This window comes from Staphylococcus gallinarum, assembly GCF_029774255.1.
Taxonomy (GTDB): domain Bacteria; phylum Bacillota; class Bacilli; order Staphylococcales; family Staphylococcaceae; genus Staphylococcus; species Staphylococcus gallinarum.
In genome coordinates, this window is the sequence record NZ_CP069082.1 from 2,656,745 (window position 1) to 2,674,332 (window position 17,588).

Annotated in this window: 21 protein-coding genes and 1 riboswitch; of the genes, 12 read left to right on the top strand and 9 right to left on the bottom strand. The window is 32.4% G+C overall.

The genetic code is table 11. The annotated features are described in order from the left end of the window. Positions 1-57: 57 nt before the first annotated feature. From JN168_RS12660 to JN168_RS12675, 4 genes are all read left to right on the top strand, one after another. Positions 58-474: a general stress protein gene (locus JN168_RS12660; protein ID WP_042737596.1), complete on the top strand. Its 417-nt coding sequence runs from the start codon at positions 58-60 to the stop codon at positions 472-474. Positions 475-674: 200 nt separating this feature from the next. After that, a complete protein-coding gene (locus JN168_RS12665; RefSeq protein ID WP_042737597.1) occupies positions 675-1,343 on the top strand; it encodes a hypothetical protein in 669 nt (222 codons plus the stop codon). 124 nt (positions 1,344-1,467) lie between these two features. Then, on the top strand, positions 1,468-2,508 hold the full coding sequence (locus JN168_RS12670; RefSeq protein ID WP_042737598.1) for a hypothetical protein: 1,041 nt from the start codon (positions 1,468-1,470) through the stop codon (positions 2,506-2,508). A 343-nt stretch (positions 2,509-2,851) separates the two neighbouring features. Beyond that, entirely contained in the window at positions 2,852-4,237 is a 1,386-nt protein-coding gene (locus JN168_RS12675; RefSeq protein ID WP_042737599.1) for an L-cystine transporter, read from the top strand. 361 nt (positions 4,238-4,598) lie between these two features. On the opposite strand, the gene JN168_RS12680 is transcribed toward JN168_RS12675, so the two are convergent. Both JN168_RS12680 and nfsA read right to left on the bottom strand, forming a co-directional pair. Next, positions 4,599-5,186: a hypothetical protein gene (locus JN168_RS12680; protein ID WP_042737600.1), complete on the bottom strand. Its 588-nt coding sequence runs from the start codon at positions 5,184-5,186 to the stop codon at positions 4,599-4,601. Between the two features lie 88 nt (positions 5,187-5,274). Beyond that, positions 5,275-6,030: an oxygen-insensitive NADPH nitroreductase gene (gene nfsA / locus JN168_RS12685; RefSeq protein WP_107589720.1), complete on the bottom strand. Its 756-nt coding sequence runs from the start codon at positions 6,028-6,030 to the stop codon at positions 5,275-5,277. 740 nt (positions 6,031-6,770) lie between these two features. Between nfsA and ahpC the strand changes: the two genes are divergently transcribed. From ahpC to JN168_RS12705, 4 genes are all read left to right on the top strand, one after another. After that, positions 6,771-7,340, top strand: coding sequence for an alkyl hydroperoxide reductase subunit C (gene ahpC / locus JN168_RS12690; protein WP_042737601.1), 570 nt, complete (start codon positions 6,771-6,773; stop codon positions 7,338-7,340). A gap of 16 nt (positions 7,341-7,356) precedes the next feature. Continuing rightward, positions 7,357-8,880 (top strand): alkyl hydroperoxide reductase subunit F, encoded by a 1,524-nt coding sequence (gene ahpF / locus JN168_RS12695; protein WP_229366833.1) that lies wholly within the window; start codon positions 7,357-7,359, stop codon positions 8,878-8,880. A 409-nt stretch (positions 8,881-9,289) separates the two neighbouring features. Then, positions 9,290-9,913 carry an NDxxF motif lipoprotein gene (locus JN168_RS12700; RefSeq protein WP_042737603.1) on the top strand — a complete coding sequence of 208 codons (624 nt, stop codon included), beginning with the start codon at positions 9,290-9,292 and terminating at the stop codon, positions 9,911-9,913. Between the two features lie 343 nt (positions 9,914-10,256). Next, positions 10,257-10,472 carry a hypothetical protein gene (locus JN168_RS12705; protein ID WP_042737604.1) on the top strand — a complete coding sequence of 72 codons (216 nt, stop codon included), beginning with the start codon at positions 10,257-10,259 and terminating at the stop codon, positions 10,470-10,472. A gap of 223 nt (positions 10,473-10,695) precedes the next feature. On the opposite strand, the gene JN168_RS12710 is transcribed toward JN168_RS12705, so the two are convergent. Beyond that, positions 10,696-11,280: a histidine phosphatase family protein gene (locus tag JN168_RS12710; RefSeq protein ID WP_279525940.1), complete on the bottom strand. Its 585-nt coding sequence runs from the start codon at positions 11,278-11,280 to the stop codon at positions 10,696-10,698. Positions 11,281-11,418: 138 nt separating this feature from the next. On the opposite strand from JN168_RS12710, the gene JN168_RS12715 reads away from it, so the two are divergent. Both JN168_RS12715 and JN168_RS12720 read left to right on the top strand, forming a co-directional pair. Beyond that, on the top strand, positions 11,419-11,796 hold the full coding sequence (locus tag JN168_RS12715) for a DUF4870 domain-containing protein (protein ID WP_042737606.1): 378 nt from the start codon (positions 11,419-11,421) through the stop codon (positions 11,794-11,796). A 122-nt stretch (positions 11,797-11,918) separates the two neighbouring features. Next, complete coding sequence (locus JN168_RS12720; RefSeq protein ID WP_042737607.1) at positions 11,919-12,254, top strand: DUF4889 domain-containing protein; 336 nt, start codon at positions 11,919-11,921, stop codon at positions 12,252-12,254. 109 nt (positions 12,255-12,363) lie between these two features. Here the strand turns inward: JN168_RS12720 and JN168_RS12725 are convergent, their stop codons facing one another. The 4 genes from JN168_RS12725 to JN168_RS12740 all read right to left on the bottom strand — a co-directional run bounded on the left by JN168_RS12725 (position 12,364) and on the right by JN168_RS12740 (position 15,471). Beyond that, a complete protein-coding gene (locus tag JN168_RS12725) occupies positions 12,364-13,704 on the bottom strand; it encodes a PepSY-associated TM helix domain-containing protein (protein ID WP_279525941.1) in 1,341 nt (446 codons plus the stop codon). Positions 13,705-13,919: 215 nt separating this feature from the next. Next, the gene (locus tag JN168_RS12730) at positions 13,920-14,546 is read right to left on the bottom strand and encodes a LysE family translocator (RefSeq protein WP_042737609.1); all 627 of its coding nucleotides are present in this window, start codon (positions 14,544-14,546) and stop codon (positions 13,920-13,922) included. Positions 14,547-14,830: 284 nt separating this feature from the next. Next, a complete protein-coding gene (locus JN168_RS12735) occupies positions 14,831-15,145 on the bottom strand; it encodes a DMT family transporter (RefSeq protein ID WP_042737610.1) in 315 nt (104 codons plus the stop codon). Beyond that, a complete protein-coding gene (locus tag JN168_RS12740; RefSeq protein WP_107589723.1) occupies positions 15,145-15,471 on the bottom strand; it encodes a DMT family transporter in 327 nt (108 codons plus the stop codon). The genes JN168_RS12735 and JN168_RS12740 overlap by 1 nt, the downstream gene beginning before the upstream one ends. A 52-nt stretch (positions 15,472-15,523) precedes the next feature. After that, a riboswitch (guanidine-I (ykkC/yxkD leader) is annotated at positions 15,524-15,623 on the bottom strand. Between the two features lie 290 nt (positions 15,624-15,913). Here JN168_RS12740 and JN168_RS12745 point away from each other — a divergent pair. Continuing rightward, entirely contained in the window at positions 15,914-16,144 is a 231-nt protein-coding gene (locus JN168_RS12745; protein ID WP_042737612.1) for a hypothetical protein, read from the top strand. Between the two features lie 40 nt (positions 16,145-16,184). Here the strand turns inward: JN168_RS12745 and JN168_RS12750 are convergent, their stop codons facing one another. Next, positions 16,185-16,604: a GNAT family N-acetyltransferase gene (locus JN168_RS12750; protein WP_279525942.1), complete on the bottom strand. Its 420-nt coding sequence runs from the start codon at positions 16,602-16,604 to the stop codon at positions 16,185-16,187. Positions 16,605-16,874: 270 nt separating this feature from the next. Between JN168_RS12750 and JN168_RS12755 the strand changes: the two genes are divergently transcribed. After that, positions 16,875-17,051: a hypothetical protein gene (locus JN168_RS12755; protein ID WP_182475059.1), complete on the top strand. Its 177-nt coding sequence runs from the start codon at positions 16,875-16,877 to the stop codon at positions 17,049-17,051. 103 nt (positions 17,052-17,154) lie between these two features. Here JN168_RS12755 and JN168_RS12760 read toward each other — a convergent pair whose 3' ends face one another. Further along, entirely contained in the window at positions 17,155-17,559 is a 405-nt protein-coding gene (locus tag JN168_RS12760; RefSeq protein WP_279525943.1) for an SRPBCC domain-containing protein, read from the bottom strand. Positions 17,560-17,588: the final 29 nt, after the last annotated feature.

Consider the following 17,588-nt stretch of genomic DNA (forward strand, 5'->3'; position numbering starts at 1 on the left):
AATTTTGTATGTGGGTAAATATTACTAATCACACAACATCGGATGGAGGGACTTTAAATGTCAGATTTCACAGTTGTACAAAGCAAGGAAGAAATTTTAAACGCAATTGAACAAAAGCTAAGTGAAGGATATAAAGCTTCAGAACTTTCTGTATTAAGCAAATCCAAACTTCACATTGATGAGTTACACGATTCAGAGGTGAATCTAACATCAACGAGCGGTACGTTCAGTGATAAGATGGCTAAGCTGTTAACTGGTGAAGACGGTGAAGAAATTGTCTTATCTTATTATCATATTTCAGATGAAGAAAAGACACGCTATAAAGACGCAATCCTAGATGGTAAGTATGTAGTAGTAGCGAAGAAAGATACTTCTACACACGAAGAGGTGGAGGATTATAATGCCGCTTACGACCCAAAGCCTAAACCAGGCGTAACACATTACGCCGAAGAAACGCATGGCCCTAAGTCGTAATTACTTACGCACACCTTAACAAATTAATATTTCAATGAAAGCACCAACCCTTGTGATATGTACTGTGGGTTGGTGCTTTCATTTCCGCAATAATTATGGCACCTAAAATGTTCTTTCATTTATATTGGCTATTTATCTACAATTTATTACAAACTCATCATCTATGTTATAATAAACGCAATAATTTTGGAGGTGTACCCATGGAGTTTAAGACTGTTACATCTATTGATGACCCTTTATTTGAAGCCGCATTGAAAATATATGATGAAAGGTTTGATATTGGTTTATCAGAAGACAAACAAATCTTCAAGCAATCATTAGAGAATGTCCATACTAAAGATGATTATTTATTCATCGTAGGTTTAGAAGACGGTCAACCAGTCAGTCTCGCTACCGCCCATTATGAAGCGACAACTAACTCAGCATTTTTAATCTATCTTATAGCCGTCAATCAGTCTAACCATAGTGAACTCATTACACAAACTTTGGATCAAGTCGAACTTGAAATCAATAAACTATCAAATCAATTACACGCACATGATGTTAATTTCATTATGCTTGAAGTAGAAAGGGAACCTGCTGAAGTCGAAGAAAAGGATATTCAAATTTTAGAAAACAGACGAGAATTCTTATTTGAACATGGTTTTGAGAAACAAACTGACATCGATTATTTAGCTCCAAGTATATATGGTTATGCCGATGGTGTACCAATGGATTTATTTATTAAATCAAACATCGAACTTACCAAAGATATCTATGGACCCAGTATCAAATCCAACTATATTCTTAAATATGTATTTGCCAATAAAATCTCTAGAAGTATAATTTACCCGTTATTAGAAGAGATGGATCTGCGCAAGCGATTGTGATAGGCACTTGAAATCACTGGTTAAACAGGTTAAAATGACGTAGAGGTAAGACTGACGTTTCACTAACCGGAGACAAACGTCAGTATACATATACTAATAATTAATTATGAAAGGACTTATTTCTATGTTAACCAAAGAATTTGCACAACGTGTGGAACTAAGTGAAAAACAAGTCCGCAAGATCGTTCAACATTTAGAAGAACGCGGTTACCAACTTAGTAAAACTGAATACCGAGGCCGTGAAGCAACTGATTTCCAAGAAGAAGATATCGAACTTTTCCAAGATATTGCAGATAAAGTTAAACAAACAAATAGTTATGATTTAGCATTTGATGAGTTAGAAAAAGAGAAAGACTTCTTACAAGTACTTGTAAAGGACGAAGGTAGCAATCTACCAACCGATCAAAATGTTTCACATTTAGTCGAAGATTTGCGTAATGAAATTCAAAAAATGCGTGACGAACGACAAATGTTAGGTCAAATGATCAATCAAGTACACCAACAACAACGTGAATTACATGAAATGCAAAATCAAATCACTACTCAATTAAACAATAATACCGAATCATTAAAGGCAATCCAAACATCTACGGATGAAATCAAGACAACACAAAGTGCGATTCAAGAAGCTCAAATCGAACAACAAACGATTGCTCAGTCTAACGTTGAATCAAAGCAAATACCCGCTAATCAAAGTACAACTACAAGCGATTCAGAAAGTAACTATACTGAAAGTTCGACTGAACAACGTACTGAACCTAGTAAACAAACAACAGAGACTAGCGCACAACAAGATGATAAAGCTGTCGATAAATTGATTGCTAATTCGAACAACTCAGCACAAGCAAAGACTGAGAAAGATGAGATCACTCAAGTTAGCAAACCTGCTGACACAACAACAACTAAATCTGATGATAAAGATGACGCTAACAAAGCAGCGACTACAACTACTTCCGACAGTACTAACGATACTAGCAAACAAGTAACAACTAACGATTCTACTGCTACACGCGATGAAAAAGTAGAACATTCTGTGGAAACTGACAAAGAAGCAACTATCTCAGATGATAATAAAGAGACAACTCAAACATATACTTCACAAGCAACGCATAGCGAACCTAAAGAAGAACGAAAAGGTTTCTTCGCTAGACTATTCAATTTATAAGATTCAAAGATTAGATTATAACGGAGCGACTCTAACAATTAGAGTCGCTATTTTTTTGTTAACTCCCTTTGATTTATACCCCATTCATTCCTCGTCCTATGCTACATTTTAAACTCTTGCATTGTACATTTATCATTAAGTAACACTCACCTTCCTTACTCACTCTGCCTCATATCATTATTTATCATTTATACAATTCAATTATTGTCAGAAAATAAAATCATTTCAATTTTATAAATTATTTTGAGTAATAGACTTGAATAATATTTCATTAGCTACTATCCTTAGTATGCGTATCGGATTATAAAACAAAATTTTTTATAGAAAGTGCAGGTCCTTTTATATGTTATTAACTATACTTAACATTATTATCTTTGTGGCCTTTCTCATTCTTTTATATGCAATGACAAGACGACATGTATCATTTCCTAAACGCGTATTCACTGCTTTAGGCATTGGGATTGTATATGGCGTTGTTTTACATTTAATTTATGGGATAGACTCAAGCGTTACGAAGCAAACAACAGATTGGTTTAGCATCGTAGGAGACGGCTACATTGCATTATTACAAATGATTGTTATGCCACTTATTTTCATTTCAATCGTTTCAGCATTCACTAAAATTAAGATTGGTGAAAAATTCGCGAAAATTGGGATGTATATTTTCATCTTCTTAATTGGTACAGTAGCAATTGCATCTATTATTGGTATCATTTCAGCATTGGTATTCAACTTGGATGCTTCTTCTATCGATTTAGGTCATGCAGAAAGTTCACGTGGTAGTGAAATTGCTAAAGAAGCTAAGGATATGACAGCAAATACGTTACCACAACAAATATTACAATTAATTCCAAGTAATCCATTCTTAGATTTCACAGGTCAACGTACTACTTCTACGATTGCAGTTGTTATATTTGCTGCATTTGTTGGTTTTGCATTTTTACGTGTAATGCGCAAGCAACCAGAAAGTGGTAGCGTCCTTAAACGTGGTATTGACGCACTTTACAACTTAGTTATGGCTATTGTAACTTTCGTATTACGTTTAACACCTTATGGTATTCTTGCAATTATGACTTCAACTATTGCTACAAGTGACTTTGGAGCTATTTGGACATTAGGAAAATTCGTTATTGCTTCTTATGTAGCATTAATCGCAATGTATATCATACATTTAATTATTATTTCATTATTAGGATTAAACCCAATTACCTTCATTAAAAAAACGGGCGAAGTATTACTATTCGCATTTACTTCTCGTTCAAGTGCAGGTACTTTGCCAATTAATGTTCAGACACAGAAAAATAGATTAGGCGTACCTGATGGTATTGCGAATTTCGCTGCATCATTTGGTTTATCTATCGGACAAAATGGTTGTGCTGGTATTTACCCAGCGATGTTAGCAATTATGGTCGCACCTGTAGCACATGTTGAAATCAATCTACAATTTATCTTAACTGTTATCGGAGTTGTAGTTATTAGTTCATTTGGTGTAGCTGGTGTAGGCGGTGGCGCAACATTCGCATCAATCTTAGTGCTTTCTACATTGAACTTGCCAGTCGCATTAGCAGGTGTACTCATCTCAGTAGAACCATTAATCGATATGGGAAGAACTGCATTAAACGTTAATGATTCTATGTTAGCAGGTACAGGTACAGCTAAATTAACAAATCATTTAGACAAAGATGTCTATGATTCAAACGAATATGCAGAAGTAACTGCAAGCAACTAAATGATTAAACATCTTATTTCAATGCAATAAATAAAGTTTATTTATAATACATGTCACATTTTCTCTACCATGCAGTATGATTGGTGGATGAGAATGTGGCATATTTTTTATATTTAATAAGTATTCTTTCGTGATAACGTGATAATGATTAAACCTCAACATTGATACAGTAAATATAGAGAGGCAGTAACGACATCATTCACAAAAAAAGCACACCTCCAATCTATATAAGGAGATGTGCGCTATATTATTTTTATGGTTCTCCATCAAAATTTGATTGCTGAGACAATATCCTCAACAGTCTAAATTTTTATAGAGCACATTATTTACTTTAAAATGATTAAACTACGTCATATTCACGTTAGTATTCTTCTGGCTTAAACGGCCCCCACGTCACCTTTGCCTTACTGTCTAATGGCAATGACTCTACAGATCTAGCCACATCATCGAACCACTTTAAAAATGCTGGTTCTTTATCTAACTGTGCTTCAACGCTATCCTCAGTAATATCATGTAAATACCAAGTCTTACTTTCAAATTCAAATTGAATCTGTGAATACGCGATTCGTGACATATTTACACTGTCATATAAACAGTTAACTTGCTTAACTAAATTGGGTGCCTGTGTAATTAAATTTTGTGAAATCGTACGTTTGTAATCTTCGTTATCTAAATCATTCCACATTCTTAACTGTCCATTCATTTGAAAGAAAATATCTATCGTTGATGCTTTATCATCAAAAGAGATTAGAATAAAGACCCTTTCAGCAGTATGTTCGACTGACTTAATTGTTCCAACAACTATTTTTTGTGCCATCTTGACCCAATACGCTTGAGCCTCGTTCGGAGTCAGTTTACTAGAAGAAGAGTAAATGTATCTATCGCTTGAATCTTTCTGCTTATCATCATCATTAGATTTCTTGTGAAATAGCTTTTCAAACATACTCATCTTCTTCAACTCCTTTTTTCCACTCAAGATAATTATTGAGCAAATTTAATACTTCTCTCAATTCACACTAAAATAGTTTGAGTTAGTATTACTTGCGTATAAAGCCTGAACTATTTAAATGATCCAACATATCTAGTCGTTGTTTCGAACTCATAAATTGTGCAATTTGTTCTGACCATGTTTCACTACGTTCACCATTCGTACGTGATTTATAGTAATCACTTACTTCTTGATCATATTTATCAAGAGCTTCTTGTTGCGTTTCTTTGTCTTGGTTATAACGATCTTTATGGAAGACATTTTCAAATGGTAAACGTGGTTTCGGGCTACCATTTTCCCCATCTTCAGGAATGCCTAATGCCATACCAAATAATGGGAAAGTGTGATCAGGTAAATTCAATATTTCTCTCACTCGTTCAATATCATTTCTTAATGATCCTAAGTATACGATGCCATAACCCATATCTTCAGCAGTTACTGCAATATTTTGTGCTACTAATGTCGCGTCTACAGTACCAACTAGGAGCCCTTCAGCTGATTCAAATGAAGTAGCCATATCAACCTTTGTATGTTCATCTATAATAGAATGTCTATAATAATCAATTACAAAGACAAACAAATAACCGTTTTCTACCACGTATGGTTGACCAGAAACTTCTTTTAATTCTTCTTTAATTTCAGGATCTTCTACACCAATAATTGAATATGTTTGTAAGTAACTTGACGTTGAAGCGCTTTGCCCTGCTTCAACAAGTTGTTTAATATGTTCTTCTGAAATACGTTCTTTCTTAAAGTTTCTTACTGAATGGTGCTGTTTCACTAAATTATAAACATGTTCAGACATGTCATCCGCTCCTCTTTTGTGTTTTTGTACACATAGCTTAACAGACATAAATATGGATTGCTTATATTCTGTTTACCCCATTTTCCTATGATTTAAAAGATAATAAATCAATTAATGAAATAATAAGTGATTTATTACCATTAAACGGAACGCTATATATTCGCTTTTCATAACATTTAACGTCTATCTCATTCTATAATGCACTTCCTCCTTTATTTTATATAGGTAATTTATAATACGAATACTTATATAAATTTTCATTTTTTGTTCACATTTTCAGTGACTTTCTTTCAACTATGCTGATGCTCTTAATTGAACATTATATAATCAGTAAATAAGTGCCTTTCTTTTAATAATCACTTTGGCAACTCATCATTACTCAAGAATAACAACTCAAATGACACAATAGCTTTAAAATGATAATAATCATTACCTTTAGTTCTCAATTTTATATGTTTAGTTGAGAATAACTTGGTTATTTATGAACTATAAGTCTAGTATTAGTAGTGTGAAACACACTGTAAAACGATCTAATCTGACTTAGCCATTTTATATTAAATTGTATTTATATGGCGTTATTTTACTCTTTTCACTTACGAGCTTACATTGTTGACGAAACATATAATAAATGCAATAATGTAAAACATAGAGATTAGAATTATTATAATTAAGTAATCATAACAATCTACTTTTCAGTAATTCTAATCAAATTTTAAGAAAATAATCAGGAGGATGTTTTTATGTCTTTAATCAATAAAGAAATTTTACCATTTACAGCAAATGCTTATGATCCAAAGAAAGATGAGTTCTTCGAAATCTCAGATGAAAACTTAAAAGGTTCATGGAGTGTTGTTTGCTTCTACCCAGCAGACTTCTCATTTGTATGTCCAACTGAATTAGAAGATTTACAAGGACAATATGATAAATTACAAGAATTAGGCGTTAATGTTTATTCAGTATCAACTGATACGCATTTCGTACACAAAGCATGGCATGACCATTCAGATGCAATCAGCAAAATCCAATATGCTATGATTGGTGACCCTTCTCAAACTATCACTCGTAACTTTGATGTATTAGATGAAGAAGCTGGTCTTGCTCAACGTGGTACATTCATCGTTGACCCTGATGGTGTCGTTCAAGCAGCAGAAATCAATGCTGACGGTATCGGTCGTGACGCTAGCACATTAGTACACAAAATTAAAGCAGCACAATACGTGCGTCAACATCCAGGTGAAGTTTGCCCAGCTAAATGGGAAGAAGGTTCAGAAACATTACAACCTGGTCTTGACTTAGTAGGTAAAATCTAAGGAGGCATTGATTTAAATGCTTGATGATCAACTTAAATCACAATTACAACAATTACTTCAATTAATGGAGGGTGACGTTGTACTCAATGCAAGCATTGGATCAGATGACAAATCTAAGGAATTAAAGCAATTATTAGAAGAAGTCGCTGAAATGTCACCCCGCATTTCAATACAAGAATCAACACTGAAACGTACACCTAGTTTCTCAGTAAATAAACCAACTGAAGAAACTGGCATTACGTTTGCAGGTCTTCCAATGGGACATGAATTTAATTCACTCGTATTAGCATTGTTACAAGTGAGTGGTCGTGCTCCTAAAGAAGAACAAGCAGTTATTGATCAAATCAAAGCATTAGACCGTCCACTACATTTTGAAACTTATATTAGTTTAACTTGTCAAAAATGTCCTGACGTTGTCCAAGCTTTAAACTTGATGAGTTTATTAAATCCTAATATTTCTCATACAATGATTGATGGTGCTATTTTCAGAGAAGAATCTGAAAATATCATGGCTGTACCAGCTATTTTCCTAGATGGTGAAGAATTCGGTAATGGTCGTATGACGATTCAAGATATCTTATCTAGTTTAGGTAGTAAGGCTGACCCAGCAGAGTTTAACGATAAAGATCCATACGATGTCTTAATCATCGGTGGTGGCCCTGCGAGTGGTAGTGCAGCGATTTATACTGCAAGAAAAGGATTGCGTACGGGCATCGTAGCTGACCGCATTGGTGGTCAAGTTAATGATACTGCCGCAATTGAAAACTTCATCACTGTTAAAGAAACAGATGGACCGAAGTTCTCATCTGCGCTACAAGACCATATCAATCAATATAATGTTGATGTGATGACTGGTATACGCGCAAGTGCAATAGAAAAGACAGACCACGGTATCGATGTTACGTTAGATAATGGCGCACAATTACAAAGTAAAACTGTAATTATTTCAACGGGTGCGCGTTGGCGTAAATTAGAGGTACCAGGTGAAGAAGCATTAATTAATAAAGGCGTTGCATTCTGCCCGCACTGTGATGGTCCTTTATTTGAAAACAAAGACGTAGCCGTTGTCGGCGGTGGTAACTCAGGCGTTGAAGCAGCAATCGATTTAGCAGGTATTGTTAAACACGTTACCTTACTAGAAAGAAATGCAAACTTAAAAGCCGATAAAGTCTTACAAGAACGTCTGACTTCTTTACCAAATGTAACAGTAATCAAGAACGCCCAAACAACAGAAGTTCTTGGAGATGGTGCTGTTACAGGTCTTAAGTACCAAGATAAGAATAGTGGCGAAGAACAAACACTTGAATTAGAAGGTATTTTTGTACAAATTGGCTTATTGCCTAACACTGAATGGCTCGACAATTACGTTGAGTTAAACCAAGCTAACGAAATTATGATTGATCGTAAAAATGCGACGAGCATCCCAGGTATCTTTGCCGCTGGTGATGTTACCGATGATCGAAATAAACAAATTATTATTTCAATGGGTGCCGGTGCCAATGCAGCATTAAACGCATTTGATTATATCATTCGACATTAATCATCACCCTATCAATTTTAAATATAAATAAATATAGGAACTAAATCCTATCACAAAAGAGTCGATGGAAATTATAAATTTAATTTTCACCGACTCTTCTTGTTATATACATAAATTATTTTATAAGACTACGCGTATACGTAATGAGTTATGCAGTTGTTGCACTTTAATATACCACTTTATTCATACTATTTCTTTAATGATAAATTCATTCTAGAATCTTCACTTTGTTATAAAAATGGCACATCTTCTTATTTGTTCAAGAGATTGTGCATTTATTATTTCATAGCATATTCAAATAAATAGCACTACATGATACGCTTAAGTTATAATTTTATAAAATGCGTTTAAACATTGAACTTCGTTGTTTATATACGTACCATTATTTTCAAAGGAGCAGTATTAATTTATGAAGAAAAGCATACTATTATCGTTAGTTTTAGTCTTAACTATGATGCTTGCGGCATGTTCAAATAGTGATTCAGAAGATAACGACCACCAACATAGCGAAAGACACGCGCCAAAAAATGTTAAAACACTAACTGAAAAAGATATTTTCCAAACAGATAAAAAGGGCCAAAAAATTAGCGAACAAGAAATGAATGCAGCAATCAAAAAGTATTTAGCTGTCAATTCAGATATTTTGGATAATAAATACTTAATTCAGTATAAATTAGATAAACAATCAAACTCAGATAAGAAAATTACAGATGCACAAGCAAAACGTTTGTCAAACTTATCACATTTAGCAGTTAAAAATGATGTACGTTTCGAGAAATTTATCAAGAACAACACACTACCTAAAGGTTATCAAGAAAATGTAGAGCGTATTCACAAATATTTCACTGCCTTAAACAGTACAATTAAAGATGCCGATGAAGCTATCGAAGAATTAGATTATCAACCTCAAAATGAACTCAATGTCGTCGATGTTTCAACAAAATTTGCTGGTGATGTAAACGGGAAACAACAAGATAAAATCAAAAAATTCCTAAAATCAAAAGATTTACCTACAAAAGCAATCGACAAATAATGGCTAAATAGTGACAATCAACTAAATAACATTGTAAGTTATTACTTAAAAAGTAACGATTAACAACGTTGTGTTGGCTAAAAAATGTTTATTGACAGATTAATTACAAAATGATGACAACGATGATTCCTAGATATACATTGCTTCAAGCCTAAAATATGTATATTTTAACAATCTTCGTTGTCTTATATTCGTAAAAAACCTTACATGATTGTAAGGTTTTTTAATACAATATCCCTTTTTTTCTCAAATAGTAATTTGTTATGATAATGGCAAGTTAGGCAATTAATTATTTAATGAGAAGCACAGCCGATCGTATTAAAAATTGGGAGGTTCCATAATTATGATTTTAACTATCTTATTTGGAGCAATGGCTGCTGTCTTCATAGCTTATTATCTCTTTGAGAAACAAGAAAAATATGGTGTTATATCATTTAAATCAATTGCACTAAGCATTACTTATGTCATACTTGCGGTAATAGTTGGTAGTTTTTTAGACAATATAAACACGATATTCCAAGGATTTCATGAAAGCTTAACAGCAGCTAAAAAATATTAAACACTCTGGCACATAAATTCCAGAAAAATAGCACTCAGATAATTCAATTTATCTGAGTGCTTCTTTTTATTCATATTACGAATTATTGGCTCGCTTTCCTATGGGACAACTCAGCTTATAATTGTCAGCCCATCCTATCCCCTAAGGAAACAGCTCATCAGAACAACCCCTTCCCTCATTTGGAAAATTAGAAAGGGATAATACCCATACTTTCTGTATAACATTATTTAATATCTAAGACATAAGGCACACAGTTCTCTACTTTTGTATCAACGGCACTCTCTTTAGATTCATAATCAAAATAAACAAGGATACAACGAATAACGACTTGATGTGCCACAATAGCAATATTATCATCTTGCGCTTGTACCTCATTTTTGAAAAACTGTTCCACTCTATATAAGACATCAGCATAACTTTCACCTTCTGGCGCCTTTTGACTAAAGCTATGGCGGAAATATTTATATGCTTCATCATTAAAATATTGCGCAAATTCTGTCGATTGTTCTAATTCATCAACCATTTCTCCTTCAAATTTTCCTAATGAACGCTCTCTCAATAAAGGCGTTTCCGTTTTAGGCACTTTATCACTAGGAAATATACCTTGAGCCGTTTGTTTAGTTCTCGTCAAATCAGAAAGGTATACATGATCAATCTCTTTATCTGCAAAATACGTTTGTAAATCAACAGCAGATTGTTCACCCTTTTCCGTTAATGGCACATCCATTTGACCACAAAAGTAATGATTACCGTTCTTCTTATCATAATTAGATTGTGATTCTCCATGTCTTATTAAATATATTTTCATATTTCTACTCCTCCATTTTCAATATATTATTCTATTGTCACATTTAACCGATTTAAAACTAACAGAATTGTAATATTACTTCCAAACACTATATTTAGTCTTATATTCTTGATAATCTTTAACACGAGGTGAAATTAAATGGAAAAAATTAACAGTAATCACTATAAATCTGCACCCCAAGGAAATCATGTCTTAGCATCTATCAGTTATTTTAGTTTATTTTTTGCTCCTATCATAGTTCCTATTATTGTTTGGATTTTTGCAGATAAGCCAACTTCACAACATGCATCTAAGTCTCTTGTTTATCATATCATTACGTATTTAGGCCCAATCATTGCATTATTAACTGGTTCATTTGGGATATCATTAATGCAAAATGCAACTAATAATTGGATCACTATTATTGTGATAATCATTGCGTGCCTACTGGCATTTGCGACAGTGTGGTATACCATTAAAAATGTATATAGAGGTGTAAGTGTACTAACTTCTGAATCAAGCTTTTTTAATCCTTAAATTGAAAATCATTTCAAATAAACTTTGTAATTAACTAAATTTGACAATATTTAAAACTTTAAAAATCTTTATATACGAATCCTTTAATATCTATTATGATGAACAAAAGGAGACAGATTATAATGAAAAATAAACTTACTTTAGCTTTAATAAGTGTACTCGTTATCATCGGAATTGTCGTGACGATTACTATGGTCGTTTCAAGTCAGAAAAGCACATACTACGGTTATATGAAAAATAGTAACACAGCTGAAAAGGTTGTAAGTGAAAAAGATGGCCTTGTAACACATAATGTAAAGCTAAAAACGAATAGCGATTTCAAACCTAAGAAAGGCGATTTTGTTAAACTCGTTTCAAAAGATGATGGCAAGACATTTTACAAAATGCAAGTCGTAAAGCACGATGATATTCCTCATGGTCTAATGATGAAGATTCACGAGATGGATATGAAAATGTAAATATTAAAAAGAACCAATAGCTCATAATACGTCTACAACACACTGTTGGAATCCCAACAATGTTCAGTTACGTTATGCTTAGATATTGGTTCTTTTTTTATTTAACTTATTAGTTTGTTGATTGCTTTTTCTTATCTTTCAAATACAATAACAATTCAATAATAAAGACAATAATAAGTGAAAAGCCAAATAATGGCATTAAAATGCCTAAAATAATTAATAATACAATTACTGGTAATGACATTGGCTTTTTAACTCTATGAGGTACTTTAACCGTCTTTCCTTTCAAACGCTTAATCCATGAAGTAAATCCAAAGCCAATAGCTACTAGTAATGCAAGACAAACCAATAGATTAATCACTTTATTAGCAACACCAAATAAGTGTCCTTCATGCAAAGGAATTCCCCAAGTAAACCATTTACCAATAATGCCATATTCTTGATATTTCACTTGTCCTAAGTCTTTGCCATTATATTGATCCATATATAATGTTTTTTCATCATATGGAGAAACATCTAGACCTGTAACACCTGTATTACTACCCTTAGAAATAGTGAATGTACCTTCTACGCTTGATGGATAAACGATTGAAAATGGTTTGTTAAAACCATCTTTTTCAGCATTTTTGATTACTTTATCTAAAGAAATTTGATGCTTCAAATCTGTTTGTGGCATAGCACCTCCACCATGATGTGCTGCATGCTCACCAGATGCTGGTTGTTTGTTACTTCTTGTCGCCCAAGGAATTTCGTTGACATCTGACTTAGGTGGATTAATTGCCAATTCAGATTGACCTAAACTACCCGAATTATTCATAACATCTGCAATTTTAGCTCCCATAAAGCCTGACCATGGCAAACCAGTCAGGACAAGTACAAATATAGGTATTGCAATGATTACGCCAATAAAGCCGTGCCATTTTTGAAACTTTAATTGTTTACTTTTATTGCTAATGAGTTTTTTCTTAATTAGTAAATAAGTCCCCGAAATAATCATAAAGATCGTCCAACATGCCGTTAATTCAACTAAATAATTAATAACAGTATTCTCTGTAAATAAAGAACTATGTATATTTCTAAGGACATTCGCGTATGTATGTTTGGCATTCTGATCAGCAACAATTTGATTATTATGATCTAGAAAGACATACCTTTGGTTACCTGCCATATCATCTAATGTAATTCTCTTATTATAAGGTTCGTCTAGTATACTAACCTTACTAACATAAAAACCATCGAATTTTTTCTCCACATCATCAATAGCTTGATTCATAGATTGATGTGTCTTATTCGAACTATCTCCGAAAAATTCAGTTTTATAAATATTATTTTCAACTTCTTGATAAAATAAATAACCAATGCCTGATATCGTCAAGGTAATCAGCAATGGTGTTATAAATAATGCCGCGTAAAAGTGCAATCTTTGTAGTGGATTAAATGTATTCTTCAACCTATTACCCCCTCTCTTTCAACATTATAAATAACTATGAAAATTAATATGTAGATAAATTGTGACTTTTTAATAATATAGTGTTTTATTTTTTATAATTAAATTATTTCATTTTCAGTTTACCACTAGCAAATATAAAAATAGACTAAGCGGTCCATACTTTGACTTACAAAGATCGACTACTTAGTCACATAATTAATAATATATAACAATGATTAACTACTTTTACTAAATAATAAATTGATTGATAACGTGATTAATATAGCACCTACCGCATAATCAAATATAGCTTTTACTTTTCTGTTGTTAAATAATAATTTAATATATTGAAAAATATATACACAGAAAATAAACCACACCAATATAACTGTAGTCACTATTGCTGATAAAATGGCAATTTGTGTAGAAACACCATCACCAGCCGTAATAAACTGCGGCAAAATACTTATGTAATATAATAAAGCTTTCGGATTTAATAATGTACTTAAAAATCCTTGTCGATAAGAGTTTAAATAGCTAATTTGTTTAGCTTGCATATGATCCTGGGAGAAGTCCATCCCTTGCCTTGCAGTAATAATACTTTTAATACCTAAATAAATTAAATAACATGCACCAAGTACCTTAATAACTAAAAATACATAATACATATTCGCTAAGATAAAAATAATTCCAAACACTGCTAATAAAGAATAACATACATGTGCACTCGTTATACCTAATGCTGCCATTGCGCCATTTCCTTTACCTGATGTAATAGAATTCTTCATTACTACAAAGAAATCAGGACCAGGAACAATAATGATCATTAGTGTGATGGTTATAAATGCTGCGAGTCCTTCCATCATATACACCTCCTATTCATTTATCCTATCAATCAACCCATACTGGTGCAATAGTATCTGAAAAATCATGCTGAAATCAATTACATTTTCAAAAAGTTGAATAAAATTAATTAAAAAAATTGTAGCGTTTACATTGTGTATTTGTTTAAAACTTGATATATTATAAGTGTAGTTGGGAACCGACTACTAGTCTTTTATATTCATGAACATATTACTCTAAAAGCGATGCCTTAAGGCGTCGCTTTTTCCTATTTTGACAGACTTTTTATATCTTATTAACTATCTTAACTTAATAATTTTAATCCTACAGTACTTGCAAGAATTACCACAATACATAATATTCGCTTTATATCCTTAGACTCTTTATAAAATATCATCCCCAACAAAGTTCCACCTACAGCACCTATTCCAGTCCATACAGCATATGCTGTACTCATAGGTAACTCACTCATCGCTACTGAAAGTAGAATAAAACTCAATATAAATGTTACACACATCATTAATAAGTTAACTTTCTTACGATAACTGACATAAGCATTCAAAAAATTAATACCTAACATTTCAAATATCCCAGCAAAAACTAAAATAATCCACATCATTATACTTCCTCTCCTTTATTTGTTGTAACCAACTTCAATCCAATTACACCAAGTAATAAAGTGAAAATTAGAATCACTTTTCCAATATTCAAACCATGTGCAAACACTAAAACGTCAAATATCGTAACACCTGTTGTTCCTAATCCCACAAATACTGCATATGCTGTACCAACAGGCAAACTTTTAGACGCATTGATTAATAGATAAAAACTCAGCACGATAGCAATTGCAGTCAATAACCACTCAATTGCTGACGATGCATGCGTCAAACCAACTACCCAACCTACCTCAAACATAGCTGCAATAACAATCTTAATCCAATTCATCTCAATTCCTCCTTAAATAAATAAAAAAGCCTGGGAAACAGTAAAAATTACTATCTCCCAGGCTTTTATCCTTCCGTGTCACATTTAAAATGTGGCTTTCTCTCGGACCAGACCAATTGTAATTACATTGCGGAACCCTAGAAAGCTATTATTAAATTTCATTATATCTTAGCAAATAGTTAATTATAATTCAACCTAGCATCATTCAATTTCATACATTATAATTATTTTAATTTAATGAAAGCGTTTCACCCGTTCTATATACTCTAGATTAAAATTATTTTAATTTATTTAAGCAAAACTCTCTACATTTTGTACTTTTTCATGTATAATAAGAGTTACATTATAATAATTCTAATTTAAGTAATGTTTGTATTAGTTTTCTACTTCAAATTCAATTTATCAATTAGAATTATAAAATTTAGAGAAAGAGGGAATTAATATGCAACTATTAAATTATAAAATGCACAATGACGAACTTGTCGCTACGGTATTATCAGATAAAAAACAACTTTTTAAATATAGTTTCGATGTGACTACACCTGAATATGAAATTTTGGATGTTTTAGAAGAAATAAATGAGCATGTAGATAACGGTCAACATCCATTAGGTTGCTCTTTATTGAAAACATTCACATATGAGGACGTGAGTCGTCACCATGCCTTATCATAATCATAAAGTTATTTATCCAAGATGAGTATTGCTGTAAATCTTACACAGTATACTCATCTTTTAATTTTTGATTTTGATAAATCGCCATGCCAGTTTTCAATTTTCTGAAGCCTATTTTCTCATATAAAGCTTCATTACCTGTAGTAGAAATTAAATGCACACATGATAATTCCCCTAGATGTTCAAGCATCAGATTAATCATTGCTTTACCTATCCCTTGCTGTTGATAATCTATATGAACCACTAAATCATATATCGCTGCATTGAACACACCATCTGACAATGCACGTATAAATCCAACTACTTTAGCATCTTTTTTTGCGATAATTACATGTGTACTAATATTAAATATTTTGATAATATCTTCTTGCGAATGCCCTTCCCAACCATTAGAATGGTATACCTCCATCATATCTTCCACATCATTTATATTAAATTGATATTCGTATTGCAATACCATATCAAACAACCACCTTATCCTTACATTTGAATCAAATACACATTTCACATTATTTAAAATTGACATTATAAATTTATTATTTAATGACTATGCATTGATTAATAACAGTTTAACATGGTTAATAAAAAATTCCTGTTAAAATCACTACAGTAAAACTGATTTAGAAACACTTTTTTATATGTAAACCTTTAATAAGTTATCTATATATTTTAACGGGTACATGTATAATAAATAGCCTTGCTCTCACCTATGCAGTAAGGAGGGATATCAATGTTATATTTTGCTATTCTATTGATCATTATTGGTGTCGTATTATTAATCATTAATAAATTAACACCTAAACGCAAAGATGTGAGTAAGAAACAAAGTTATATTAGTTTTGGCGTTATTTGTTTGATCGTCGGCGTATTCTGGCTTATTGGTGCTATCATCAAAATGAACCTCTAATAGGGTTAATTATTTACATTTAAAAAATCAGGAGTTTCTGTAGAATTATCTTTCGTATTTTCATACATTGATTAATTCCGCTCAACTCCTGATTCATATTTAACTATAACAGTGCCGCTCTAATTTTCACATTATACTCTAGATATGCCTTCAAACAACTTAACATATAGACCCAGCCCTCTTTTTGTCCTAACAGCTGTTCTACTTCATTTTTGTCAAAATCTTGTTCAATTGTAGTCACAATAACGCCATTGTCATTTTCCTCAAAATGTATGTCGACAGGATGATTTCCCCATGTAAACTGAATTAAGCGATTTTCTTCCATATGAACAATCTCAATATCTAATTCTGCATTATATTCAGCATATTTTAGTGTAATAGTTTTTCCTGTTTCCCATCTTTCAGAACTATGAGAAAACCAAAATCCTGAAATTTCCTCTGGATTAACAAATGCTTCATAAGCTTTATTGGCTGGAACATTGATTTGCATCTGAGTTTGAATATCCATATATCCACTATCCCTTCTTTATTTCTAAC